Origin of the sequence: Vibrio sp. 779(2023), from assembly GCF_033344285.1 — a bacterium.
In the GTDB taxonomy this organism is placed as follows: domain Bacteria; phylum Pseudomonadota; class Gammaproteobacteria; order Enterobacterales; family Vibrionaceae; genus Vibrio; species Vibrio alginolyticus.
This window is the reverse complement of sequence record NZ_JAWPOM010000029.1, coordinates 1-23,823: the sequence shown is the minus strand read 5'-3', so window position 1 is coordinate 23,823 and position 23,823 is coordinate 1. Positions and strand designations below refer to the sequence as shown.

Genomic DNA, 23,823 nt, shown 5'->3' with positions numbered 1-23,823 from the left:
TGCTTGGTATAGCAAAATACCGCCCTTGATTGTCACGAACGTGGCGATTCACTACGTAAGCATTGCCAAAACGGATTGGAGCAACCGACCCTTTATGTTGTTGATCATCGATAACTACGACTCTTTTACCTACAACCTTTACCAATACTTCTGCGAGCTTGGTGCAGACGTAAAGGTGGTGCGTAACGATGAAATCGATATCCAAGGCATTGAGGCGCTCAACCCAACTCATTTGGTGATCTCGCCAGGGCCATGTACGCCGAACGAAGCAGGTATTTCACTGAAAGCGATAGAACACTTCGCTGGTAAGTTGCCGATCCTAGGAGTTTGTCTTGGTCATCAGGCGATTGCACAAGTGTTTGGAGGGGAAGTGGTACGTGCTCGACAAGTGATGCACGGCAAGACCTCACCAATTCGTCACAACGGTCGCAGTGTGTTTAAAAATCTGAATAACCCACTCACGGTAACCCGTTATCACTCTCTTGTGGTGAAAAACGGTACTTTACCCGACGTGTTTGAACTGACTGCATGGACAGAACTGCCTGACGGAAGCATGGATGAAATAATGGGTTACCAACATAAAACCTTGCCAATTGATGCGGTGCAATTCCACCCAGAATCAATCAAAACTGAGCAAGGTCACGAGTTGCTTGCGAACTTTTTAGCACGCAAAGCGATCTGATCGCGATCACTTTTCTTAACAAATCATTCATCTTTTTGCTGAGGTGAGCGGATTGCAAAACTATGCGATTCTCTCGAGTCTCTTTGTCTATTCATGTCTTTTTAAACCTTCTATCCCCTGTATTACATAACATTTATAAAAAATCACTTCTCTATTTTACTTTCTTGATGCATAAATAGTCATAAGCAGTGATTAATGGAAGTTGCTTTCGTGAACGAAAAGAATAAATCACTATTGAAATGGTTAATTAAATGTAAATACAATGCCGCAATAGCTTAAATGCAAAACATTATTTGCTGGCAAAGAGAGCCGGTTAAATTCGCTTATCTGCTACGCATGCGGTATCAAGAAGGAATGTGCAATGACAACGGAAATTAAAGTAGAGCGCGGTTTATTCGATGAGGTAATGGTACCTTGCTATAACCCGATGGAAATGATCCCTGTTAAAGGTGAAGGTTCACGTGTTTGGGATCAGGAAGGTAATGAATACATCGACTTTGCTGGTGGTATTGCAGTGAGCTGTCTTGGCCATTGTCATCCAGTAATGGTAAACGCACTAACAGAGCAAGCTAACAAGCTTTGGCACTTAAGTAACGTTATGACGAACGAACCAGCCCTTCGTCTGGCGAAAAAGCTAACAGAAGTGAGTTTTGCTGAGCGAGTGTTCTTTGCTAACTCTGGCGCAGAAGCAAACGAAGCCGCTTTGAAGCTGGCACGTCGTTATGCAGCAGACGTTCATGGCACTGAGAAATCTGAAATCATTGCATTCAAACAAGGTTTCCACGGTCGTACATTCTTTACCGTAACGGTTGGTGGCCAAGCGGCATACTCTGACGGTTTCGGTCCTAAGCCAGGCGACGTGACACACCTTCCTTACAACGATATCGAAGCTTTACAAGCGCACATGTCTGATCGTACTTGTGCGGTCATGATGGAGCCACTACAAGGTGAAGGCGGCATCGTGCCACCAACGCCTGAGTTCGCTCAAGCGGTTCGCGAGCTGTGTGACAAACACAACGCCTTACTGATCTTCGATGAAGTGCAAACTGGCAATGGCCGTACAGGTAACTTCTACGCTTACCAAGGTTTAGGTATCACGCCAGATATTCTAAGTACTGCGAAATCACTTGGTGGCGGTTTCCCAATCGGTGCAATGCTAACGACAGCAAAATTGGCAGAGCACATGAAAGTGGGCACTCACGGTTCTACATATGGCGGTAACCCACTAGCGTGTGCGGTTGCAGAAGCGGTTGTAAATGAAGTTACTAAGCCAGAGGTGTTGGCTGGTGTGCTAGAACGCGAAGCATTGTTCCGTGAAGGTCTAGAGAAGATCAACGCGAAGTACAACATCTTCTCAGAAGTGCGCGGTCAAGGCCTATTACTTGGCGCTGCACTAAATGAAGAATGGCAAGGCCGTGCGCGTGACGTGCTGGTTGCTGCAGGTAAACAAGGTCTCATGGTATTGGTTGCGGGTGCCAATGTCGTACGTTTCACACCATCACTCGTTATCACACAACAAGAAATTGAAGAAGGCTTGGCGAAACTGGATAAAGCGATCGCGACTTTAGTTTAAGCGCGATATCAGTTTAAACGTCAACGCAGACACCCCCGTCAAGGATCTCTGATGGGGGAATTGTTCCTACAATATAGTTAGGATCTTCTTGCATCTGGAGGGAGTATTGATGCTAGTAGTTCGCCCTATCGCGATGTCGGATTACGACGCACTGCACACTTGTGCGGTGGAGTCTGGTCACGGATTTACATCTCTACCGGTTAACGAAGAACTGTTAACTAATCGAATCAAACATTCAGAGTACAGCTTTGGTAAGCCAGATGTGGCAGAACCAGGCGATGAAGGCTACCTGATGGTTGGCTTTGACTCTGAAACGGGTGAGGTTGCGGGTACCACCGGAATCGAAGCATCTATCGGCTGGGATGTCCCATTTTACTCATATCACATTAGTAAAGTCGTGCACTCGTCGCCAAAGCTTGGCGTTAACAACGTCGTTAAACTGCTTACTTTTGGTAATAACTACACGGGTAACAGCGAAATTTGTACCTTGTTCTTGCGTGAGAAATTCCGCCAAGGTCTGAATGGTCGTCTAATGTCGAAGTGTCGTTTCCTAATGATGGCAGAGCACCCAGAGCGCTTCTCTGAAACGATCTTTGCGGAGATGCGTGGCGTTTCAGACGACGAGGGTAATTCACCATTCTGGCAATGGCTTCAAGAGCATTTCTTCTCTATCGATTTCACGCTTGCAGATTACCTGACAGGTATCGGCAAGAAAGGCTTTATCGCCGACTTGATGCCGAAACTGCCTATTTACATCAACCTGCTCAGCCCAGAAGCGCAAGCCGTGATTGGTCAAGTACATGACAACACGCGTCCAGCGCTGAAGCTGCTTGAGCGTGAAGGTTTTACCAACCGAGGCTACGTCGACATCTTCGATGGTGGCCCAACGGTTGAGTGTGATCTGCGTAATATTGAGTCGGTACGTCATTCATTCCGTGCGCAAGTCAAAATCTCTGAACATTCCAGCACACAAGACTTCTTGATGTGTAATTCATCTTTCGAGAACTTCCGTGCGACAGTCACTAAAGCGGCGTATGACGCAGAAACACAAAGCGTGATGATTGCACCAGACGTTGCGGATGCACTTTCGGTTGAAGAAGGGGATTTCGTTCGCCTTCTTCCGCAGTAACAGACGACAGAATTTAAGGATAGAAACAATGACACATTGGATTGCAGGTGAATGGGTACAAGGTCAGGGTGAAGCATTTACGTCTCTGTCGCCGTACAACCAAGAAGTGATCTGGCAAGGCAAAGGTGCAACGGCAGAGCAGGTGAACCAGGCGGTATCTGCAGCGCGTGAAGCGTTTATTAACTGGAAAAAGCGTCCATTTTCAGAGCGTGAGGCAATCGTGTTGGCTTTTGCGGAGAAAGTAAAAGAGAACAGCGAAAAAATCGCCGAAGTGATTGCCAAAGAAACCGGTAAGCCGATTTGGGAAACGCGCACTGAAGCAGCAGCCATGGCAGGTAAAATTGCCATTTCGATTCGCGCTTATCATGACCGCACTGGTGAGGCGAGCCGTGAAGCAGCAGGCAACCAAATCGTATTGCGCCACCGCCCATTGGGCGTGATGGCGGTGTTTGGTCCTTACAACTTCCCAGGCCACCTACCAAATGGTCACATTGTGCCTGCGCTACTGGCTGGTAACACGGTAGTCTTCAAACCGTCTGAGCAAACGCCATGGACGGGTGAATTGGCAATGAAGCTATGGGAAGAAGCCGGTCTGCCGAAAGGCGTGATTAACCTTGTTCAAGGCGCGAAAGAAACTGGTATTGCCCTCGCTGACGCAAAAGGCATTGATGGCGTACTGTTTACGGGTAGCGCGAATACGGGGCATGTATTACACCGTCAATTTGCGGGTCAACCGGGCAAGATGCTCGCACTAGAAATGGGTGGTAATAACCCGATGGTGATCTCTGATAAATATGGTGATTTGGATGCCACGGTTTATACCATCATCCAGTCAGCGTTTATCAGTGCTGGGCAGCGTTGTACGTGTGCTCGTCGTTTGTATGTGCCATTGGGTGAAAAAGGCGATGCGCTTATCACCAAGCTCGTTGAAGCGACACGCAATATTCGCGTAGACCAACCATTTGCAGAACCTGCGCCATTTATGGGACCGCAAATTTCGGTCGCGGCAGCCAAGTTTATTCTTGATGCACAAGCTAACCTACAGTCTCTTGGCGGTGAAAGCTTAATTGAAGCGAAAGCAGGAGAGGCGGCATTTGTTTCTCCTGGCATCATTGATGTAACGAACATTGCTGAGTTACCAGATGAAGAATACTTCGGCCCACTTCTGCAAGTGGTGCGTTACGAAGGGTTAGACAAAGCCGTGGCGCTAGCAAACGATACGCGCTTTGGCTTATCTGCTGGTTTGGTCTCAACCGACGACCAAGAATGGGAATACTTCGTTGACCACATTCGTGCAGGTATCGTGAACCGTAACCGCCAGCTCACTGGTGCAAGCGGTGATGCGCCATTTGGTGGTCCGGGGGCGTCGGGTAACTTGCGCCCAAGCGCTTACTACGCAGCAGATTACTGTGCGTACCCAATGGCATCAATGGAAGGTCAAGAGACTGTCTTGCCTGCAACATTGAGTCCAGGTGTAGCGCTATAAGTTTTAATAATAGAGTCGCAACTATGCATTGCGGCTCACCTTGCCGGCGCATCATTTAGGTATGGGTTGTAGTGATCGTTGGCAGAACACGAAAAGTGAGCAAAGACTCGGAAAAGCGTGTTGACTGACTGGCATTTACCGTCACAGGTTGATGGTTGCTCGTTCATTATTCTGGACAACTTTTGTTGTGAACGAGCAGCCAACTTCCGCTTACCTTTAAACTCTACATCTCGTAACAAGGAGTCGTTATGACGCCCGATGTGTTATTTGAATCGCTATGGCAAGATTACATTCAACGTCTTTGCCCTTCGGCGGCTAAAGTGCATCAGCTGCTTCAAGAAGATGAGCCTCTGATTAATGATCATATAGCTTTACGTACCTTCAATATCGCGCCTCTTGGTATTGAAACTCTAGCTAAGCCATTTGTAGCTATCGGTTACAAGGCGTGTGGTGATTACGTTTTCGAAAGCAAAAAGCTGGTTGCTAAGCACTATGAGCACCCAGATCCGAAGCAACCTAAAGTATTTATTAGTGAGCTAAAAGTTGAAGAGTGCTCTCCTGAGCTACAAGAGATTGTGAAAAATTTGATGGCACAAGTCGATGTTGACAAGCTGAACGATAGCGCATTCTTACATGGTGGACGCTTGTGGGATTTAAGCTTTGCTGATTACCAAACGTTGGCTAAAGAAAGTGAGTACGCATCTTGGCTTGCGGCGCATGGTTACGGAGCAAACCACTTCACGGTGAGCGTTAACCAGCTCAATGAATATGAAGAAGTGAAGCAGGTAAACGATCATCTGCGTACCGCTGGGTTTACCATTAATGAAAATGGTGGTGAAGTGAAGGGCACTCCTGAGGTGTTGCTAGAGCAGTCATCGACCATGGCAGATAAAGTAGCGGTTCGTTTTAGCGAAGGCACTGAAATTATCCCTGGCGGGTTTTATGAATTTGCTAAGCGCTATCCGATGGAAAATGGTGATTTGTACCCAGGTTTCGTGGCCGCTTCAGCTGACAAAATCTTTGAAAGTACGAATGGCTAAGTTTTAGGGTTAACCTGTTAAGCTTACTCATTAGTGTTCGCTGCACCCTATCTCATTTGGTCATGAGCAAATAAAAAGCCACCAATGTTGCCATTGGTGGCTTTTATAATTTTGTTCGTGTCACTCTAGTTTGAGATTAACGAGTACCGTAAACCACGATGGTTTTACCGTGAGCAGAGATTAGGTTCTGCTCTTCTAGCATCTTCAAGATACGACCTACTGTCTCACGAGAACAGCCAACAATTTGACCGATTTCTTGACGAGTGATCTTGATTTGCATGCCGTCTGGGTGAGTCATTGCGTCTGGTTGTTTTGCAAGGTTCAGAAGCGTCTGAGCGATACGACCAGTTACGTCTAGGAACGCCAGGTCACCCACTTTTTGGCTAGTTACTTGAAGACGACGAGCCATCTGCGCAGAAAGACGCATTAGGATGTCTGGGTTTACTTGGATAAGCTGACGGAACTTCTTGAAAGAAATTTCAGCAACTTCACAAGGAGATTTAGCACGAACCCAAGCTGTGCGCTCTTGGTCTTCCTCGAATAGACCAAGTTCACCAATAAAGTCTCCTTGGTTTAGGTAAGAAAGGATCATCTCCTTACCTTCTTCGTCTTTGATAAGAACCGCAACAGAACCTTTAACGATGTAGTACAAAGTTTCTGCCTTTTCGCCCGCGTGAATTAGCGTGCTCTTTGAAGGGTACTTATGAATATGACAGTGTGAAAGAAACCACTCTAATGTTGGGTCGGTTTGAGGTTTACCTAGAACCATAATATCTCACTTCCTCTGCAGGGTACGCTTGCGCTATCCATATTTTAGCTAAGCCTGAATTAGGCCTACTAGAATAAGAGCACTTTTTATATGCTGCAAGCTCTCTTGTGTTTCGGTAAGAAATAGTATCCTTTTTCGAAAACGATTTCTTGATTTTAATCGTGCCATGATTGAGATTTTGTAAGCAAAACTGTGCACATGATCACGGTATGAAAAGTAAACATCTTCGCAGGCAGGTTTTTAGCCAATTTTCCCTGTTTCGATGAGCTGTTGTAGGATAGGCCGAACTATGAGCTCCATTGCAAAGCTCATCTTACCGCCGGGTACGACAATCGTGTTGTGGCGTGACATGAATGAGCCATCAATCATGGCCAGCAGATATGGGAAGTCGACATTCTTGATACCGCGTAGGCGAATCACCACAAAACTCTCATCCAAACTAGGGATGCCTTTTGCATTAAGTGGGTTGGAAGTATCAACGGTCGGTACGCGCTGGAAGTTGATGTGAGTACGAGAAAACTGCGGAGTGATATAGTTGAGGTAATCGTCCATGGATCGCACGATTGAGTCCATTACCGCTTCACGCGAATGGCCGCGATCGCGAGTGTCACGTACGAATTTTTGTATCCACTCTAAGTTCACAATCGGCACCATGCCGATTAAGAAATCCACATGTTGAGCAACATTAACATCGCCATCGACCACGCCACCATGTAACCCTTCATAAAACAGCACGTCGCTGTTTTCGGGTAAGTCTTGCCACGGTGTAAACGTGCCTGGCATTTGATTGTAGGGAACCGCTTCGTCAAACGTGTGCAGATAACGGCGCACGCTGCCAGTGCCGTCATGCCCGAACTTACGGAAAAACTCTTCTAATCCCGGGAAGTCATTAGCTTGTGGGCCAAAGTAGCTAATGTGTCGACCTTGCTCGCGGGCTTTGCGAATTTCGATGTCCATTTCTGGGCGAGTAAAGCGATGGAAGCTATCGCCTTCAACCCATGCGGGTTTAACGTTCATCATATTGAACATTTTACGGAAGGCTTCAGATGTAGTGGTCGTGCCGGCACCGGACGAACCAGTAACCGCAATAATTGGGTGTTTAGCTGACATGACAAACCTTGTCGAAAATTACTTACCTGTAATGTGCAGTAGAGTTACTACTGCACGGTCGATATCCCACTATAGCACGTAACAATACCTTGTCATCGAGTGGGATACGGTAAAATGTGAAGGGTCTAAAATTTTGTTTTATGCTGAATATCGACGGTTTCGTGTAGCTCAGAGAACACGATAACCGCTTCACCTTTTTCCAATTGAGCTTTAACTTGATCAATTTTGTCTTGCAAAGAAACCTCGACGGTTCCGTAATCCGTTCCTTCGCGTAAGACGAATTCACGAATTAAGTTTTCCAATGTTTCCGGCGCAATGTCTTGCCATGGAATGATCATAAATACCTCTAACTTTTATGATGAGCGGCTAGTTTACTGCGTTCGTTGCTTGGATACAGCAGAAAGGTAATCTGCGGCGATACTTTCGTAATACGCGGGCAGCGCTTCCTCCAACCAAAACTTAGGTTTTAACGCCGTTCCTGTCAGGAAGCCAACATGGCCACCGTGTTCAAAGAGACGGTAATCAATGTTATCTGGCAGAACAAATTTCGGGATCACATCGTCGGTCATGAATGGATCGTCTTTGGCGTGAATGATCAGTGTCGGTAGCGTGATCTGTTGTAATTTACTTAAGCCTGAACATTGATCGTAATAATCTTGTGCGTCTTTAAAGCCATGCAATGGTGCGGTGATCAAATCATCGAATTCATACAGCCGTGTGACACGTTTTATTGAGTTGTAGGACAGCGCAAGCTCACCATGCAGTAGATGATGCTTTTGTAACGCGTTACGTTTCAGTGAAGAAAGCAGGTAACGGCGATACACTTTTGAAAAGCCTTGTTCAATACGGTTTGCACACGCCGCTAGGTCTAAAGGCGCTGAGATAATAGTCGCTGCATTCAAAATAGGGTGGTCTTTATATTGGGCTAAATAATTCGCCAACATGTTACCGCCAAGAGAAATACCAACCGCAACTTTGGGGTTATCAGGAAAGCGTTGCTCAAGGTGCTCTAAGAAGTGGCGGGCGTCAGTCACTTCACCAGAATGATAGGCGCGAGCTTTCTTGTTTGGCTTACCGCTACAGCCACGAAAATGCATCATCACCGACAGCCATCCAGATTGAGCAAATGCATTCATTAGCCCATTGGCATAAGGGCTATAGAAGCATCCCTCTAACCCATGAAATAAAACAAAAATCGGCTTTTTTAGTGCAGGCTCTTGGGTTGGGTCCTCGCTCCACGCGAGATCGAGAAAGTCGCCATCGGATGTATCGAGGGTTTGCCAAATCGGCGTAAATAACGCTTTTTTGCGAATAAAACGCGGCAAAAGCGTTTGGAGATGCGGGTTTTTGATCCCGGCGGCTGCGAAAAATTGTGTCATACCTAACTGCTCTTATGCGGTCCTTCGGTGTCCGTTGAAGAACTTATTAATATAATCCTTTATAAAGATTATAGGTATTCTACAGATTTATGGGCGTTTTGGTGGTTGAATGTTTGGCACCGGAATAGCAAAGGCTTGCTGCAAATGCTCCCCACCGAGTTGACGACAGTATCTCAACGTCAGTGGGTCACCATCATTTTTGAGTAGTGCAAGTGAGTTAATGCAGTCCACCAAATCCGCTTGTTGCTGCTTTTCTAGTTGCAGCTCAAACTGCAAGGTCTCACGATACAAAGCGTCATTGACTTGAGACTTAAGGTGGCGACGAAGGTCGCGAAAGGAGTGAAGTAAAGTTTCGCTCCTACCTAGACAGTCTTGCACCAAGGGCCAGTCTTTTTCTTGGAAAATGAGTTGCTGCTCATCGAGCCATCTGAGCAGCAGGAGTAGGTTCACGTTACCGTGGTAGTTGTTCTGTAATGATAAACACGCCTCTTTCACTTCTCGCACACCATAAAATTGCAGACTAAACTGCCAAAGGTGTTCTAGGGTGAGTGTGTATTCAGCGTGTTGATTACTCATTGATTAAACTCTAGCTCCATCTGCTCCAACGTTTCTTGAGCAGACATCCATTCCATTTCAATTTCTTCGAGCTCAGCTTTACTGGAAGCTTGAAGTGCCAGCACTTGGTTAAGTTTAGCTTTATTTTCGGCCGCATACAGTGAGTTGTCCGCCAATTGTTCTTCAGCTTCGGCCAGTGCAGCACCTAACTTATCCATTTTATTTTCTAGTTGTGTCAGCGTTTTGCGAATTGGCGCTGTCTGTTTTCGAAACTCTGCATCGCGACGTTTTTGCTCTTTCTTCGCAGCTGCGCTGTTGGCCGTATCTTTGCTTGGCTGCGCAGCCTGCGCTTCTTTGCGTTCCGCTCTTTGTTGTTCGGTTAACCATTTATAATAGTCATTTAAATCACCGTCGAACGGAGCAACTTGTCGATCATGCACTAAATACAAGTCATCGGTCGTAGCGCGCAGTAAATAGCGGTCGTGCGAAACAATCACCATCGCACCTTCGAATGTTTGCAGTGCCATCGTAAGTGCTTGGCGCATGTCCAAGTCTAAGTGGTTGGTCGGTTCATCAAGTAGCAACAGGTTTGGCTTTTGCCACACAATTAAAGCCAATACCAAACGGGCTTTTTCGCCACCAGAAAACGGCGCAACTTTTTCTAGTGCTTTGTCACCTTGGAAGCCAAAGCTACCTAGGTAATCACGTAGCTGCTGTTCGGTTTGATCGGGTGCGATTTGCATCATGTGTTGCAGCGGCGTTTCTTCAGGGTGAAGCGTTTCTAACTGGTGCTGAGCGAAGTAACCAATTTTCACGCCTTGTGAGTAAGTTAGGTCACCACCTTGCGCGTTAAGTTCACCAGAGAGCAGCTTGATTAATGTCGATTTACCCGCACCATTACGGCCGAGTAGACCAATACGACTGCCAGGAACCAAGTTCAAGCGGATCTTCTCTAAGATGAGGTTGTCACCGTAACCTGCAGATACTTCATCCATCATCATGATTGGGTTTGGCAGCGCAGCTGGCTCACGGAATTGGAAGCTAAATGGGTTATCGAATTGAGCTGGTAACACTTTCTCCATGCGCTCCAAAGCTTTAATACGGCTTTGAGCCTGGCGTGCTTTTGATGCTTTGTAACGGAAGCGGTCGATGTAGCTTTGCATGTGAGACATCTGCTTCTGTTGCTTTTCAAACATCGCTTGTTGTAACACCATCTTTTGTGCGCGTTGGTTTTCGAATGACGAGTAGTTACCCGTGTATTCGTTCAGCTGCTGATTCTCGATGTGAATGATGCGACCAACGATTGGATCAAGGAAGTCTCGGTCGTGCGAGATCAGAATCAGCGTGCCAGGGTAGTTTTGTAGCCAACGCTCTAACCACATTACCGCGTCCAAATCCAAGTGGTTGGTTGGCTCATCGAGTAGCAATAAGTCAGAACGACACAATAGCGCTTGAGCCAAGTTAAGACGCATACGCCAACCACCCGAGAATTGGGTCAAACTCCAACTCATTTGCTCTTGGCTGAACCCTAAACCATCGAGCAGTTCTGCCGCGCGAGCGCGAATGCTGTAACCACCAATGGTTTCAATTTTACCGTGTATCTCGGCAACTAGGGTTCCGTTGTCTTGTGTTTCTGCTTCAGCTAACTGCTTTTCGAGAGCGCGGTATTCGCGATCACCATCAATGACGTATTCCAGTGCAGTGCGCTCTAGCGCAGGCGTTTCCTGTGCGACCCAGGCCAACTCCCAATGTTGAGGTTGGCTAAATGAGCCTGCATCAATTGACAGTTCATCTTTCAGTAGGGCAAACAGCGTTGATTTACCGCAGCCGTTTTTGCCCACAAGACCGACTTTATCGCCAGGGTGAATAGTCGCAGAAGCTTGGTCTAAAAGAGGTTTACCGCCACGCAGTAACTGAATATCAGAGAAGGTAATCATAAAGTTTTCATTCACTTTGCGCAGTGCGCGTTGCTTGGTTACATAGCGAAGTGGTTTCAATCGTTTTTAAAGCCACTTGGGTATATATCTAGCGGTGAATAGTAGGGGTATTGACCGGAAAAGTCGATTGATTCGCTTTAATTGCATTATGCTGTACAAAAAAGTATAACAATTTGATAACGGATAAAAATAACCACAAGGACGACCATTTGGCTGTTGCACCGTCTATTCTCCCAAAAGTTCTGGTCATTTATGCTCATCCAGAGCCACATAACTCGATTGCCAATCAAGTGATGATAAAAAAAGCTCAGTCGCTTGATCACGTCACTGTGCACGATCTTTACGGTGTTTACCCCGATTTCTTTATTGATGTGAATTACGAACATGAGTTGTTGCTCGCTCACGATGTGATTGTATTTCACCACCCACTTTATATGTATTCATGTCCAGCCCTATTAAAAGAGTGGCTAGACCGAGTGTTAGGTAAAGGCTTTGCGTTTGGCGGAGGTGCGGCGCTAGAAGGAAAATACTGGCGCAGTGTCATTACAACAGGTGGTAAAGAAGAAGCCTTCAGCGCGAAGGGGTACAACAAATACCAACTTGAGCAAATCTTGCAACCGTTTGAACTGACGGCAGCCCTATGCCAAATGCACTGGATTGAACCTCTGGTGTTGTATTGGTCAAGAAATGTTTCGGATATTGAACGCTACGAACATGCCGAGTTATACCGTGGATGGCTGAGTAACCCACTTGAAAACTGGCAAGCGGCAGATCGAGGAGGTCAGTATGGCGATCACCAGTGAGTTTCTTCAAAGCAGTGTGGTCTTTCTTTCGGCTGCGGTTATTGCGGTGCCGATTGCTCAGCGCCTTGGGCTTGGCTCGGTTTTAGGTTATTTACTCGCTGGTGTGTTGATTGGCCCATGGGGGCTTGGCTTAATTAGCGACGTTGATGCCATTTTGCATTTTGCCGAGCTTGGGGTTGTGTTGTTACTGTTTTTGATAGGGCTGGAATTAAACCCTAAAAAATTGTGGCAGATGCGAGGGCCGATTTTAGGTTTAGGCGGTGCGCAGGTTGTGGTCACGACCGCCGTGATTGGTAGTGTCGTCAGTATGTTTGGCGTAAGCATGCAAGTGAGTTTGGTGATCGGGATGGGGTTGGCGCTGTCCTCGACGGCGATTGCGCTTAAAGTCATTGAAGAGCAAGGGCTTAATGGTACCGAAACGGGGCAATCTGGTTTTGCGGTGCTGCTCTTTCAAGATATTGCAGTGATCCCGATGCTGGCGATGTTGCCCTTGCTAGCAGGCGGGCATAGTGGTGGAAGTTGGTTGGATGTCTTCACTATTTTAGGCAGTGTGGTAGCACTGTTGATTGGAGGTCACTTTTTACTACGTCCGCTATTTCGTTTTGTCGTGATGAGCGGCGTTCGTGAGCTCTTTACCGTTGCTGCACTTTTAGTCGTGCTTGGCATTTCGGTCGTGATGCAAAAGCTTGGCCTTTCGATGGCATTGGGGACTTTTTTAGCAGGCGTTTTGCTGGCAGAGAGTGAGTATCGCCATGAGCTGGAAATCGCTATCGAGCCATTTAAAGGTCTGTTGTTGGGGTTATTCTTTATTGCGGTGGGCATGGCGGTAAACTTGGGGTTATTGGCATTACACCCTTTAGAGATTCTCGGTGCGGTGGTGGCTTTGGTCGTGGTTAAGGGTTTGGTTTTGTATGCATTGGCGAGAGCTGCCCGTGTCGGAGCCAAAGCGAGAAGCCGTATGGCTGCAATTTTGAGCCAAGGCGGTGAGTTTGCCTTTGTCATATTTACCGCGGCGAGCCAAGAGGGCATTTTGTCCAAAGAGCAAGTGGCGTTTCTGTTGGTGGTGGTCAGTCTATCCATGGTGACGACTCCTCTTTTGCTGATGGGACAAAAGAAGTGGTTTGCTCATACCCTGAATCAAGAAGAAGAGGGCATGACCACGAAAGTCGTGGATCGCCGACCACGCGTTATCATTGCAGGCTTTGGACGTTTCGGTCAGATCGTCGGACGTTTAATGTATGCCAATAAAATCAAAGTGACAGTATTAGAAAGTGATGCCAGCCAAATCCACCTATTACGTAAGTATGGTTACAAAGTGTTTTATGGCGATGCTACACAAATTGACCTATTGAGGGCTGCTGGCGCTGATAAAGCGGAAGCATTGATTATTTGTACTGATTCACCTGATGAGGTGATGGCCATCGTGGACATTTGTCGCGTGCACTTCCCGAAACTTAAGTTGTTAGCCCGAGCAAGAAGCCGTGTCGAGGCTTACCAGTTAATGAGTCATGGTGTAGAGAATTACTCTCGTGAAACATTTTTAGGGGCGCTAGATCTCGGTCGCCAAGCGCTCGTAGAACTGGGTATGCATCCTTATCAAGCAAAGCGGGCAGAAGCACATTTTCGCAAGTTAGATAATGCTATGCTTAAGGACTTATTGCCTCAACACAATGAAGATAAGAAATTAGCTCAAAGAGCGAAAGAGGCCCGCAAAGAGCTAGAAGAAATATTTGGTCGTGAAATGGAGAGCGACCATCAGTCACCTAATCATTGGAAGTAGTACTTGAGCCAAGACTCAAGCTAAGGAAATAGCGTGAAAATCAAGAAACGTTTTATTGCCGGCGCTAGCTGCCCAAATTGCAGCCAGCAAGATACCCTGCGCTGGTGGATTGAAAATAACATCGAGTTAGTTGAGTGTGTCGAGTGTGAGTTTACAGAGCAGCGCAAACCACAATCTGTAGAGAAAAATAAACACTCAGATCAGGAAATGATCGGAATTTTTAAGCCGGAGTAATTGAACTTCGATAATTGATCCCCATAATACACCCAGATATCTCAGTACTTAACCCCATTCAGGTTAAGTCAATTAATCTCCCTGGAGTTAGTATGAAAATTGAAAAGAACGTTGTTGCAAGCCTTGCATACAAAGTAATGATGGAAGACGGTGTCGTTGTTGATCAATCAACAGCAGAAGCACCTCTAGATTACCTTCACGGTCACAACAACCTAATCACAGGTCTTGAAAAAGAACTTGAAGGTAAAGTGGCTGGCGACAAGTTCTCAGTAACGGTAGCTCCTGAAGAAGCTTACGGTGAGCACAACGATGCGCTAGTACAGCGCGTTCCTGCGGACGTATTCCAAGGCGTTGAGCAAATCGAAGTTGGCATGCGCTTTCTAGCTGACACTGACCAAGGTCCAATCCCTGTTGAAGTAACAGAAGTTGACGGCAACGAAGTGGTTGTTGACGGTAACCATATGTTAGCTGGTCAAACACTAACTTTCGAAGTAGAAGTTATGTCTACACGTGAAGCAACAGCAGAAGAGATCGAACACGGTCACATCCATCAAGGTGGTGGCTGTTGTGGTGGTCACGATCATGACCACGATCACGAAGAAGAAGGCGGCTGCTGTGGCGGCGGTAGCTGTGGTTCTCACTAATCATAAGCGCCTTCACTAGATAATCTTATCTAGCAAAGCTTTGAAAAGCGCAAGTTGAGTTTTCAACTTGCGCTTTTTGTTTATCTAAGGTGTAGTGCCAACCATACAAGGAATAACAGTTGGACAAAGCGATGACGAAACCTTTCTCGATTGCCATTCATGGCGGTGCAGGCACCATCTTGCGTGAACAGATGAGCGATGAGCTGCAACAATCCATCTTGGCGGATTTAGAAGCTGCGGTAAAAGCGGGACATCAAATTCTAGAAACGGGCGGTGAAGCCTTAGATGCCGTCGTAGCGGCAGTGAAAGTATTGGAAGACTCTCCTAACTTTAATGCGGGTAAAGGCTCAGTGCTGACCAACAACGAAATGGTAGAAATGGACGCTTCTGTGATGGATGGGCGAAACCTTGCAGCAGGTGCGGTCGCTGGGGTTCGTCATATCAGAAACCCAATTGAGCTCGCTCGTGACGTGATGCGAAACAGCAATCATGTGTTGTTGGTGGGTGAGGGCGCAGAGAAGTTTGCTTTTGAGCAAGGACATGAGTATACCGAGCAAGATTACTTCTTTACTGATCGCCGTTATGAGCAGTTGCTGTCTATGCGTGAGAAAGGACTGTTTGCTTTGTCGGAATCTCGTTACCCAGATGACCGTAAGCACGGTACGGTTGGTGCGGTAGCGTTAGATCAACAAGGTAACTTAGCCGCTGCCACCAGTACGGGTGGCGTGACGAATAAGAAATACAACCGAGTCGGAGATTCGGCTCTGATTGGTTGTGGTACGGTGGCCGAAAATGGCGTTGTGGCAGTTTCCACTACGGGTGTCGGAGAGTTCTTTATTCGTAAACGTGTTGCGGAAGACGTTGCAGCACGTATGCGTTACTTACAAGAAGATATTCATACGGCTTGTGAACACATTATCCAAGGTGATCTCAAACAGATGGGCGGAGAGGGCGGTTTGATTGCCATTGATGCTAAAGGTGAGATGCACTTTGCGATGAACAGTTCTGGCATGTACCGAGCAGGCATTAATACGCAAGGCGAGCTGAGCGTTAAAATCTACGCCGACGAATAGCTTCCTCTTGAGAACCTTCTTAAGTAATCAATACAACAAAGCCCAGAACATGTTCTGGGCTTTATGCTGTTTGAGCCTGCATTTTAATAATGCGGTGGTGGGGTTTCTTCTGACGGATCGGCTAAATTCGACGAGTCCATATTTTTTACTTTACCTACCACATATTTCATCTGATCGAGCATCTTGGTAATTTGCAGTTGTTGCTGCGATAAAGCGCTGTTCAGATCTTCAATAGTCTGTTCTTGGAACGCAAGCTGACATTCTAAGTCATTAATGCGTGCTTCCAATTGCTGAATGATTTTTTCTGTCATGATCCGTTCTCTAACTGCCAAGCTTGGGCAATACCTGCTGAAGTAGCAGTAATTACGCGTTGTTTTGAATCAAAGGCTGCATCATACACGACCGCACGGGGAGGGCGAGTGTCTTTTTTGGGCTCCACTTCAAATCCACTCATTCGTTTTCCGGTTTGAGTATCCCATATCGACACACGGCCAGAAGGGCTTCCTGTGACTAGTTGAGTCCCGTCGTCAGAAAATCGTGCGGTAGAGAAAATTAATTGGCGTGACCAACTGCTCAACTGTGTGACTTCTTGTCCAGTTTTTAAATTCCAAACAATCGCTTGGTTTCCGCCATCAGATGTCATTGCTAATTTTCCATCTCTTTGCAGGGCCACGCGAACAATTCGTTGTTCATGTTCGAAGGTTCGTAGTACTTGTCCGGTTTCGGTGTCCCACAGATACGCTTTATAGTCATTACCTCCGGTTAGGGCGAAGCGCCCATTAGGAGAAATGGCCACGGAATTGACTTTTTCACGATGTGCAAGGAACTCCATGCGACGCCCGGTGACTAAGTTGACATAAATTGCTTTACCGTTGGATAACCCAAGCAGAACTTGTTCACCATTACTGGTGATATCAACGTCGCGAATGAGCGCATCAGAGATAGACCAAAGGCCTTCGGATTGCGTCCAGCCTAGGTCCCAAACTGCGAAGTTCATTTGGCTTGCTGTAATTGCGTAGCGACCATTGTCAGATATGCGGATATGGGAAACCACATTGGCATCGGCATCGAGTTCACCCAGATTGGCTAGTTGTTCATTTTGCTCTAGGTCCCACAACATCAAATGACGTTGTTGAGAATAGAGCAGAGCAAACCGTCCATCTCTGCTAAGTGCGAAGCTCGTCGCACCTTGAGGTTCTATCGGCCAACGCTGCACTTCACGCTCGGCGAAAAAGCAACCATTTAACGTGGTGATGACAATTAAATATAGGAATAAATGAAAAATTCTTTGCATCACATCTAATAATCCGGTTTGTGTCTTAAGACATATAGCTAGTATATTGGTATAACGATTGTCTTCACTAGTCTCATAGAAGATTTGTGCACAACAACCAATGGCAGAGCCATTATTGGGAGAATTTAATGAAATCAGTTTTAAAAGTGTCGCTACTTGCTGCAACAGTTATGCTAGCGGTAGGTTGTCAGAAAGAAGAAACTAAAACAGAAACCGCACCTCAAGCAGAACAAGTTCAAGCAGAAACCGGTAAAGCGGTTCACTTTAAAACCGACGACGACAAAGCGGCATACGCAATCGGTGTTTCATTTGCTAACTACCTAAGCACAAGCATCGACAAGCCAAGCGAAATCGGCATTAATCTTAACAAAGATTTGGTACTAAAAGGTATCGAAGACGTCTTCAAAGGCAATGCTGAATTGAATGAAGAAGAAACACGTGCAGCACTAGAATCTCTAGACAAGCGTGTTGCAGAAAAGATGCAAGCACAAGCGGCTGAGAAAGCAGCTGAAGCGAAAAAAGCTGGCGATGATTTCCGTGCTGAGTTTGAGAAGCAAGAAGGCGTAGTGAAGACAGATACAGGTCTTCTATACCAAGTAATGACACCAGCTGAAGGTGAGAAGCCAAAAGACACTGATACGGTTCAAGTACACTACAAAGGTACTCTGATCGACGGTACTCAGTTCGACAGCTCATACGATCGTGGTGAACCTGCAACGTTCCCACTTAACCGTGTAATCCCAGGTTGGACAGAGGGTGTTCAGCTAATGCCTGTGGGTTCTAAATTCAAATTCGTTATCCCGCCAGAGCTAGCATACGGTGACCAAGACACACCAAGCATTCCTGCTAACTCAACGCTAGTATTTGAAGTTGAGCTGCTAAAAGTTGAGAACGACAACGCAGAGCAATAACAATAAGCTGCGATAAGTTATTGAAAAAGGTCCGTTTAACGGGCCTTTTTTGTTCTAGGTCACTAGTTGGTGAGTTTGCTAGGTTGCTTTTCAAATTTTCTGATAAACTTACACCAATTTGTTGATTTTTCGCTCGAAGGCTTATGACAACTACAGAAACAATAAACGCGGAGATGTTGCTCGAAATGGAATCCGTTAACGTGATGCCGTTTACCGAGCACGACAAAATCATTTTAAGATCTTATGAGGCGGTCGTGGATGGTATCGCCAGCCTGATAGGTCCATTTTGTGAAATCGTTCTTCACTCTCTAGAAGACTTAAATACCTCTGCAATTAAAATCGCTAACGGTGAAAATACGGGGCGCCAAGTCGGCTCACCAATCACTGATTTAGCGCTTAAGATGCTAAAAGACATCGAAGGCTCGGAGCGCAACTTCTCACGTTCGTACTTTACCCGTGCAAAAGGTGGCGTGTTGATGAAGTCGATTACTGTCGCCATTCGTAATGGCGAAAATCGCGTGATTGGTTTGTTGTGTATCAACGTCAACTTGGATGCGCCTTTCTCGCAAGTTCTTCAGTCTTTCATGCCGACGCAAGAAGCGAAAGAAGCGGCTTCCTCGGTCAACTTTGCTAGTGACGTAGAAGAGCTGGTGGACCAAACTGTTGAACGCACCATCGAAGAGATCAATGCGGATAAATCCGTGTCTAACAACACCAAAAATCGCCAGATCGTGATGGAGTTGTACGACAAAGGTATCTTCGATATTAAAGATGCCATCAACCGTGTTGCGGATCGCCTTAATATTTCAAAACACACCGTTTACTTGTACATTCGTCAACGTAAAACCGAGGATGATGAAAGGTGAGTAAACTGACTTACACGTTAGTGGTGAATGGTCCCGTTTATGGCAGCCAGTCAGCGCGCAGTGCTTATCAGTTCGCCAAAGCGTTGATAGAGCAAGGCCATCAGCTAGTGAGCGTCTTCTTTTATCAAGATGGTGTGACTAATGGTACTGCTTTGAGTGTGCCAGCTAACGATGAATTTGATCTCAATAAGGCGTGGCAGTCTTTGGCTAAAGAGCATGGTGTTCGCCTAGAAACTTGTGTCGCGGCCGCTTTGCGTCGCGGGATTGTAAGTGAAGAAGAAGCGAATCAACATGGTTTGGTTCAGAACAATCTAGCCGATGGTTTTGAACAAGCAGGCTTAGGTAGCCTAGCTGAAGCGATGTTAACCCAAGACAGAGTGGTACAGTTTTGAGTCAGTTAACTTATCTATTTCGTAGTGCGCCACATGGCAGTGCAGCTGGTCGTGAAGGTGTGGATGCACTGTTAGCCGCGTCGGCTTACTGTGAAGATATCAGCGTCATTTTCATGGGTGACGGGGTATACCAGCTTCTACTCGGACAAGACCCCAACAATATTTTGAGTAAAGATTACGCGCCGATGTTAAAGCTTTTCGATTTATACGACATCGAACAAGTCTTTGTGTGTTCAGAGTCGTTAACCCAGCGAGGTTTGGCGCAAGCGGATTTAGTCATTGAAGCCCAAGCGTTAAGCTCAGAACAGCTCAAAGATAAGTTACAACACGCTGGCAAGCTACTGTCTTTTTGAGGAAGGTATGTTACACATCATAAAAACAGTCTCTGCTCTAGAAGACGCCATGCCCTTATGCAGTGAACAGGATGACATCTTACTTATAGAAGATGCAGTGTACGCTGCTAACTCGCAACATAAAGCATTTTCCCATCTAAAAAACCGCAGCGTATTTGTGTTAGAGAGCGATGCGCAAGCTCGCGGTATTGCAAATCGTATCAGTCCATCGCTGACGATTGTGAATTACTCAGGCTTCGTTGAACTAACAGCAAAACAGGATAAATCCCTAACTTGGGATTGAACAAGATTTGCTGTCGACAAAGCTTTACGGATGAATTGTTCTAATTGAACAAAAAAGATCCGTATATTTCTTGACACACCTCTCACTGCTGCATAGAATTTTGCGTCCCTAACTGCATTGGCAGTTGGGGATAGATTTTTCACAAAGCTTACTTTCAAGTAAATCAGGAGCTAGTTAATGGCAACTATTAACCAGTTGGTACGTAAGCCACGTGCAAAGCAAGTTGTTAAAAGCAACGTGCCTGCACTAGAAGCGTGCCCACAAAAACGTGGTGTATGTACTCGTGTTTACACTACTACACCTAAAAAACCTAACTCAGCACTTCGTAAAGTTTGTCGTGTACGTCTGACAAACGGCTTCGAAGTTACATCGTACATCGGCGGTGAAGGTCACAACCTTCAAGAGCACTCAGTTGTTCTAATCCGTGGTGGTCGTGTTAAAGACCTTCCAGGTGTGCGTTACCACACTGTTCGCGGCGCACTAGACTGTGCTGGCGTAAATGACCGTAAACAAGGTCGTTCTAAGTACGGTGTGAAGCGTCCTAAGTCTTAATGGATTCCGTTAAGTAAGGCCAAACACTAAATTATTTTTAATTTTTTGAAAAAACTGAAAAGTTTTGGATAAAACCTGAAGAAGACAACGGAGATAAATCCATGCCACGTCGTCGCGTCATTGGTCAGCGTAAGATCCTTCCAGATCCAAAATTCAAATCTGAATTGCTGGCAAAATTCGTTAACATCCTAATGGTTGACGGTAAAAAATCTACTGCAGAGAAAATCGTTTACACTGCACTAGATGCTATGGCTGAAAAGTCTGGTAAAGACCACTTAGCTATTTTTGAAGAAGCTCTTGAAAACGTTCGCCCAGCGGTAGAGGTTAAATCTCGCCGTGTTGGTGGTTCAACTTACCAAGTACCTGTAGAAGTACGTCCGGTTCGCCGTAACGCACTTGCTATGCGTTGGTTGGTTGAAGCTGCGCGCAAGCGTGGTGAAAAATCTATGGCTCAACGCCTAGCTGCTGAAATGCTAGACGCGTCTGAGAACAAAGGTACTGCGGTTAAGAAACGTGAAGACGTTCACCGCATGGCTGACGCAAACAAAGCGTTCGCTCATTACCGTTGGTAATACCTTCTGTGCTGCGAGGTTCTCTCGCAGCACTTTTCTATACTCTAAGGTACACCTTAGTAAGAGGATACAATCGTGGCTCGTAAAACTCCTATTGAGCTATACCGTAATATCGGTATCTGTGCTCACGTAGATGCAGGAAAAACAACCACAACTGAGCGTATTCTGTTCTACACTGGCCTTTCTCACAAAATCGGCGAAGTTCACGATGGTGCAGCAACCATGGACTGGATGGAGCAGGAGCAGGAGCGTGGTATCACTATCACATCCGCTGCGACTACTACATTCTGGCGTGGTATGGAAGCACAGTTCCCTGAGCATCGCGTAAACATCATTGATACCCCTGGACACGTTGACTTTACTATCGAAGTAGAGCGTTCTCTTCGTGTACTTGATGGTGCTGTGGTTGTGTTCTGTGGCTCATCTGGTGTTGAACCTCAGTCTGAAACTGTATGGCGTCAAGCAGACAAATACCACGTTCCACGTTTGGTATTTGTAAACAAGATGGACCGTGCGGGCGCAGACTTCCTACGCGTTGTGAACCAAATTAAGAATCGTCTTGGTGCGACTCCTGTTCCAATCCAGCTGAACGTTGGTGCGGAAGATGAGTTCAGAGGTGTCATCGACCTTATCAAGATGAAAATGATCAACTGGAATGATGCCGATCAAGGCACTTCGTTTACTTACGAAGACATCCCAGCTGACATGATTGAACTTGCTGAAGAGTGGCGCAACCACATGGTTGAATCCGCTGCTGAAGCTAGCGAAGAGCTGATGGACAAGTACCTTGAAGAAGGTGAATTGACTGAAGCTGAGCTCAAACAAGCTCTACGTACTCGCACACTAAATAACGAAATCGTACTGGCTACTTGTGGTAGTGCGTTTAAGAACAAAGGTGTTCAAGCGGTACTGGATGCAGTAGTTGAGTTCTTGCCATCGCCTGTTGACGTACCTGCAATTAAAGGTGTCGACGAAAGAGAAAATGAAGTTGAGCGTCATGCTGACGACAACGAACCTTTCTCAGCGCTAGCGTTTAAGATTGCGACTGACCCATTCGTGGGCACGCTAACTTTCATGCGTGTTTACTCCGGTGTTGTAAACTCGGGTGACGCTGTTTACAACTCAGTAAAAGAGAAGAAAGAGCGTTTCGGTCGTATCGTTCAGATGCATGCGAATAAGCGTGAAGAAGTGAAAGAAGTTCGCGCTGGTGATATTGCAGCTGCTATCGGTCTGAAAGACGTAACAACAGGTGACACACTGTGTGATCAGAACCACAAAGTGATTCTAGAACGCATGGAGTTCCCTGAACCAGTTATTCAGATTGCTGTAGAGCCTCGTTCTAAGGCAGACCAAGAGAAAATGGCTATCGCGCTAGGTAAACTAGCTGCGGAAGATCCATCATTCCGCGTGGAAACGGACGACGAATCAGGTCAGACTCTGATCTCAGGTATGGGTGAACTTCACCTAGACATTATCGTTGATCGTATGAAGCGTGAATTCAGCGTTGATTGTAACGTTGGTAAACCTCAGGTTGCTTACCGTGAAACCATTCGTGGTAAAGCGGAAGTTGAAGGTAAGTTTGTTCGTCAATCAGGTGGTCGTGGTCAATACGGTCATGTTTGGGTCAAACTTGAGCCTTCTGAGCCTGGTGAAGGTTTCGTATTCGTAGACGAAATCGTGGGCGGTGTGATTCCTAAGGAATACATCAGTTCGGTATCGAAAGGTATCGAAGAGCAAATGAATAGTGGTGTTCTAGCGGGTTACCCTGTACTAGATATTAAAGCTACACTATTTGATGGTTCTTACCACGATGTAGACTCAAGCGAGATGGCGTTTAAGATCGCTGGCTCGATGGCATTCAAGAAAGGTGCACTAGAAGCACAACCTGTGATTCTAGAACCTATGATGAATGTCGAAGTAACCACTCCGGAAGACTGGATGGGTGACGTTGTTGGTGACCTAAACCGTCGTCGCGGTATCATTGAAGGCATGGACGAAGGTGTGGCTGGTCTTAAGATCATCCGTGCTCAAGTACCACTATCCGAAATGTTCGGTTACGCAACTGATCTACGTTCTGCAACTCAAGGCCGTGCGTCTTACTCTATGGAGTTTCACGAGTACGCTGAAGTGCCGAAAAACTTCGCAGATAAAATTATTGCAGAGCGTGGTTACTAATTGACGATTGAACTGCAAAAAGTTTACGACTTTTTGCGAGATCAGGGCGTCCAAATATTGCGCTAACGGGCGTTGGCGCATAAAATAACAATTTCTGGCGCGTCGTCGATCAATAATGATCACGACGAATCATAACTAGGAAGGAACACGATCGTGTCTAAAGAAAAATTTGAACGTACGAAACCGCACGTTAACGTTGGTACTATCGGCCACGTTGACCACGGTAAAACA

At 46.2% G+C, this 23,823-nt stretch carries 26 protein-coding genes; 18 read left to right on the top strand and 8 right to left on the bottom strand.

What is annotated here, in order from left to right; all coding sequences use genetic code 11:
* The first annotated feature begins 94 nt into the window (after window positions 1-94).
* The 5 genes from R8O70_RS22845 (at window position 95) to R8O70_RS22825 (ending at window position 5,910) form a co-directional block, all read left to right on the top strand.
* Window positions 95-682: an aminodeoxychorismate/anthranilate synthase component II gene (locus R8O70_RS22845; protein ID WP_053303043.1), complete on the top strand. Its 588-nt coding sequence runs from the start codon at window positions 95-97 to the stop codon at window positions 680-682.
* Window positions 683-1,043: 361 nt separating this feature from the next.
* Window positions 1,044-2,255 carry an aspartate aminotransferase family protein gene (locus R8O70_RS22840; protein ID WP_213870402.1) on the top strand — a complete coding sequence of 404 codons (1,212 nt, stop codon included), beginning with the start codon at window positions 1,044-1,046 and terminating at the stop codon, window positions 2,253-2,255.
* Window positions 2,256-2,364: 109 nt separating this feature from the next.
* Complete coding sequence (gene astA, locus R8O70_RS22835; protein ID WP_005381422.1) at window positions 2,365-3,384, top strand: arginine N-succinyltransferase; 1,020 nt, start codon at window positions 2,365-2,367, stop codon at window positions 3,382-3,384.
* 28 nt (window positions 3,385-3,412) lie between these two features.
* Complete coding sequence (astD, locus tag R8O70_RS22830) at window positions 3,413-4,870, top strand: succinylglutamate-semialdehyde dehydrogenase (RefSeq protein WP_053307383.1); 1,458 nt, start codon at window positions 3,413-3,415, stop codon at window positions 4,868-4,870.
* Between the two features lie 248 nt (window positions 4,871-5,118).
* Complete coding sequence (locus tag R8O70_RS22825; RefSeq protein WP_136977021.1) at window positions 5,119-5,910, top strand: DUF1338 domain-containing protein; 792 nt, start codon at window positions 5,119-5,121, stop codon at window positions 5,908-5,910.
* 136 nt (window positions 5,911-6,046) lie between these two features.
* Here the strand turns inward: R8O70_RS22825 and crp are convergent, their stop codons facing one another.
* The 6 genes from crp to R8O70_RS22795 form a co-directional block, all read right to left on the bottom strand.
* Window positions 6,047-6,679 carry a cAMP-activated global transcriptional regulator CRP gene (crp, locus tag R8O70_RS22820; protein WP_005381432.1) on the bottom strand — a complete coding sequence of 211 codons (633 nt, stop codon included), beginning with the start codon at window positions 6,677-6,679 and terminating at the stop codon, window positions 6,047-6,049.
* Window positions 6,680-6,919: 240 nt separating this feature from the next.
* Window positions 6,920-7,789, bottom strand: coding sequence for a phosphoribulokinase (locus R8O70_RS22815; RefSeq protein WP_005381434.1), 870 nt, complete (start codon window positions 7,787-7,789; stop codon window positions 6,920-6,922).
* A gap of 125 nt (window positions 7,790-7,914) precedes the next feature.
* Window positions 7,915-8,127, bottom strand: a complete 213-nt coding sequence (locus tag R8O70_RS22810; RefSeq protein ID WP_005382815.1) for a YheU family protein — start codon at window positions 8,125-8,127, stop codon at window positions 7,915-7,917.
* Between the two features lie 33 nt (window positions 8,128-8,160).
* A complete protein-coding gene (locus R8O70_RS22805) occupies window positions 8,161-9,168 on the bottom strand; it encodes a hydrolase (protein ID WP_132937307.1) in 1,008 nt (335 codons plus the stop codon).
* Window positions 9,169-9,255: 87 nt separating this feature from the next.
* Complete coding sequence (locus R8O70_RS22800) at window positions 9,256-9,744, bottom strand: TIGR02444 family protein (RefSeq protein WP_033907158.1); 489 nt, start codon at window positions 9,742-9,744, stop codon at window positions 9,256-9,258.
* Window positions 9,741-11,660: an ABC transporter ATP-binding protein gene (locus R8O70_RS22795; protein WP_042523641.1), complete on the bottom strand. Its 1,920-nt coding sequence runs from the start codon at window positions 11,658-11,660 to the stop codon at window positions 9,741-9,743. Before R8O70_RS22795 ends, R8O70_RS22800 begins: the two co-directional genes overlap by 4 nt.
* A 209-nt stretch (window positions 11,661-11,869) precedes the next feature.
* Between R8O70_RS22795 and kefG the strand changes: the two genes are divergently transcribed.
* From kefG to R8O70_RS22770, 5 genes are all read left to right on the top strand, one after another.
* Window positions 11,870-12,463: a glutathione-regulated potassium-efflux system ancillary protein KefG gene (gene kefG / locus R8O70_RS22790; protein WP_213896549.1), complete on the top strand. Its 594-nt coding sequence runs from the start codon at window positions 11,870-11,872 to the stop codon at window positions 12,461-12,463.
* Window positions 12,447-14,243, top strand: coding sequence for a glutathione-regulated potassium-efflux system protein KefB (kefB, locus tag R8O70_RS22785; RefSeq protein ID WP_017633740.1), 1,797 nt, complete (start codon window positions 12,447-12,449; stop codon window positions 14,241-14,243). Before kefG ends, kefB begins: the two co-directional genes overlap by 17 nt.
* A gap of 33 nt (window positions 14,244-14,276) precedes the next feature.
* Window positions 14,277-14,477, top strand: coding sequence for a YheV family putative zinc ribbon protein (locus R8O70_RS22780; protein WP_005381449.1), 201 nt, complete (start codon window positions 14,277-14,279; stop codon window positions 14,475-14,477).
* A gap of 92 nt (window positions 14,478-14,569) precedes the next feature.
* A complete protein-coding gene (gene slyD, locus R8O70_RS22775) occupies window positions 14,570-15,121 on the top strand; it encodes a peptidylprolyl isomerase (protein WP_005381451.1) in 552 nt (183 codons plus the stop codon).
* 131 nt (window positions 15,122-15,252) lie between these two features.
* Complete coding sequence (locus tag R8O70_RS22770; RefSeq protein ID WP_053303049.1) at window positions 15,253-16,194, top strand: isoaspartyl peptidase/L-asparaginase family protein; 942 nt, start codon at window positions 15,253-15,255, stop codon at window positions 16,192-16,194.
* 83 nt (window positions 16,195-16,277) lie between these two features.
* Here R8O70_RS22770 and R8O70_RS22765 read toward each other — a convergent pair whose 3' ends face one another.
* On the bottom strand, window positions 16,278-16,505 hold the full coding sequence (locus R8O70_RS22765; protein WP_132699852.1) for a SlyX family protein: 228 nt from the start codon (window positions 16,503-16,505) through the stop codon (window positions 16,278-16,280).
* Window positions 16,502-17,488, bottom strand: coding sequence for a WD40 repeat domain-containing protein (locus R8O70_RS22760; RefSeq protein ID WP_017633742.1), 987 nt, complete (start codon window positions 17,486-17,488; stop codon window positions 16,502-16,504). Before R8O70_RS22760 ends, R8O70_RS22765 begins: the two co-directional genes overlap by 4 nt.
* A 128-nt stretch (window positions 17,489-17,616) precedes the next feature.
* On the opposite strand from R8O70_RS22760, the gene fkpA reads away from it, so the two are divergent.
* The 8 genes from fkpA (at window position 17,617) to fusA (ending at window position 23,592) form a co-directional block, all read left to right on the top strand.
* Complete coding sequence (gene fkpA, locus R8O70_RS22755) at window positions 17,617-18,399, top strand: FKBP-type peptidyl-prolyl cis-trans isomerase (protein ID WP_017821751.1); 783 nt, start codon at window positions 17,617-17,619, stop codon at window positions 18,397-18,399.
* Between the two features lie 143 nt (window positions 18,400-18,542).
* Window positions 18,543-19,265, top strand: coding sequence for a transcriptional regulator (locus R8O70_RS22750; RefSeq protein WP_005382804.1), 723 nt, complete (start codon window positions 18,543-18,545; stop codon window positions 19,263-19,265).
* Window positions 19,262-19,657, top strand: coding sequence for a sulfurtransferase complex subunit TusD (gene tusD / locus R8O70_RS22745; protein ID WP_017633744.1), 396 nt, complete (start codon window positions 19,262-19,264; stop codon window positions 19,655-19,657). The genes R8O70_RS22750 and tusD overlap by 4 nt, the downstream gene beginning before the upstream one ends.
* Window positions 19,654-20,010, top strand: coding sequence for a sulfurtransferase complex subunit TusC (tusC, locus tag R8O70_RS22740; protein WP_005382801.1), 357 nt, complete (start codon window positions 19,654-19,656; stop codon window positions 20,008-20,010). The genes tusD and tusC overlap by 4 nt, the downstream gene beginning before the upstream one ends.
* A gap of 7 nt (window positions 20,011-20,017) precedes the next feature.
* Complete coding sequence (gene tusB, locus R8O70_RS22735) at window positions 20,018-20,293, top strand: sulfurtransferase complex subunit TusB (RefSeq protein ID WP_005382799.1); 276 nt, start codon at window positions 20,018-20,020, stop codon at window positions 20,291-20,293.
* Window positions 20,294-20,470: 177 nt separating this feature from the next.
* Window positions 20,471-20,845 (top strand): 30S ribosomal protein S12, encoded by a 375-nt coding sequence (gene rpsL / locus R8O70_RS22730; protein WP_004399892.1) that lies wholly within the window; start codon window positions 20,471-20,473, stop codon window positions 20,843-20,845.
* 101 nt (window positions 20,846-20,946) lie between these two features.
* Window positions 20,947-21,417 carry a 30S ribosomal protein S7 gene (gene rpsG, locus R8O70_RS22725; protein WP_005382796.1) on the top strand — a complete coding sequence of 157 codons (471 nt, stop codon included), beginning with the start codon at window positions 20,947-20,949 and terminating at the stop codon, window positions 21,415-21,417.
* 75 nt (window positions 21,418-21,492) lie between these two features.
* On the top strand, window positions 21,493-23,592 hold the full coding sequence (gene fusA, locus R8O70_RS22720) for an elongation factor G (RefSeq protein ID WP_005382794.1): 2,100 nt from the start codon (window positions 21,493-21,495) through the stop codon (window positions 23,590-23,592).
* Window positions 23,593-23,823 lie beyond the last annotated feature (231 nt).

Coding starts and splice junctions, on each gene's coding strand:
- R8O70_RS22845 (WP_053303043.1), top strand. CDS start 95: ATGTTGTTGATCATCGATAACTACGACTCTTTTACCTACAACCTTTAC.
- R8O70_RS22840 (WP_213870402.1), top strand. CDS start 1,044: ATGACAACGGAAATTAAAGTAGAGCGCGGTTTATTCGATGAGGTAATG.
- astA (WP_005381422.1), top strand. CDS start 2,365: ATGCTAGTAGTTCGCCCTATCGCGATGTCGGATTACGACGCACTGCAC.
- astD (WP_053307383.1), top strand. CDS start 3,413: ATGACACATTGGATTGCAGGTGAATGGGTACAAGGTCAGGGTGAAGCA.
- R8O70_RS22825 (WP_136977021.1), top strand. CDS start 5,119: ATGACGCCCGATGTGTTATTTGAATCGCTATGGCAAGATTACATTCAA.
- crp (WP_005381432.1), bottom strand. CDS start 6,679: ATGGTTCTAGGTAAACCTCAAACCGACCCAACATTAGAGTGGTTTCTT.
- R8O70_RS22815 (WP_005381434.1), bottom strand. CDS start 7,789: ATGTCAGCTAAACACCCAATTATTGCGGTTACTGGTTCGTCCGGTGCC.
- R8O70_RS22810 (WP_005382815.1), bottom strand. CDS start 8,127: ATGATCATTCCATGGCAAGACATTGCGCCGGAAACATTGGAAAACTTA.
- R8O70_RS22805 (WP_132937307.1), bottom strand. CDS start 9,168: ATGACACAATTTTTCGCAGCCGCCGGGATCAAAAACCCGCATCTCCAA.
- R8O70_RS22800 (WP_033907158.1), bottom strand. CDS start 9,744: ATGAGTAATCAACACGCTGAATACACACTCACCCTAGAACACCTTTGG.
- R8O70_RS22795 (WP_042523641.1), bottom strand. CDS start 11,660: ATGATTACCTTCTCTGATATTCAGTTACTGCGTGGCGGTAAACCTCTT.
- kefB (WP_017633740.1), top strand. CDS start 12,447: ATGGCGATCACCAGTGAGTTTCTTCAAAGCAGTGTGGTCTTTCTTTCG.
- slyD (WP_005381451.1), top strand. CDS start 14,570: ATGAAAATTGAAAAGAACGTTGTTGCAAGCCTTGCATACAAAGTAATG.
- R8O70_RS22770 (WP_053303049.1), top strand. CDS start 15,253: ATGACGAAACCTTTCTCGATTGCCATTCATGGCGGTGCAGGCACCATC.
- R8O70_RS22765 (WP_132699852.1), bottom strand. CDS start 16,505: ATGACAGAAAAAATCATTCAGCAATTGGAAGCACGCATTAATGACTTA.
- R8O70_RS22760 (WP_017633742.1), bottom strand. CDS start 17,488: ATGCAAAGAATTTTTCATTTATTCCTATATTTAATTGTCATCACCACG.
- fkpA (WP_017821751.1), top strand. CDS start 17,617: ATGAAATCAGTTTTAAAAGTGTCGCTACTTGCTGCAACAGTTATGCTA.
- R8O70_RS22750 (WP_005382804.1), top strand. CDS start 18,543: ATGACAACTACAGAAACAATAAACGCGGAGATGTTGCTCGAAATGGAA.
- tusB (WP_005382799.1), top strand. CDS start 20,018: ATGTTACACATCATAAAAACAGTCTCTGCTCTAGAAGACGCCATGCCC.
- rpsL (WP_004399892.1), top strand. CDS start 20,471: ATGGCAACTATTAACCAGTTGGTACGTAAGCCACGTGCAAAGCAAGTT.
- rpsG (WP_005382796.1), top strand. CDS start 20,947: ATGCCACGTCGTCGCGTCATTGGTCAGCGTAAGATCCTTCCAGATCCA.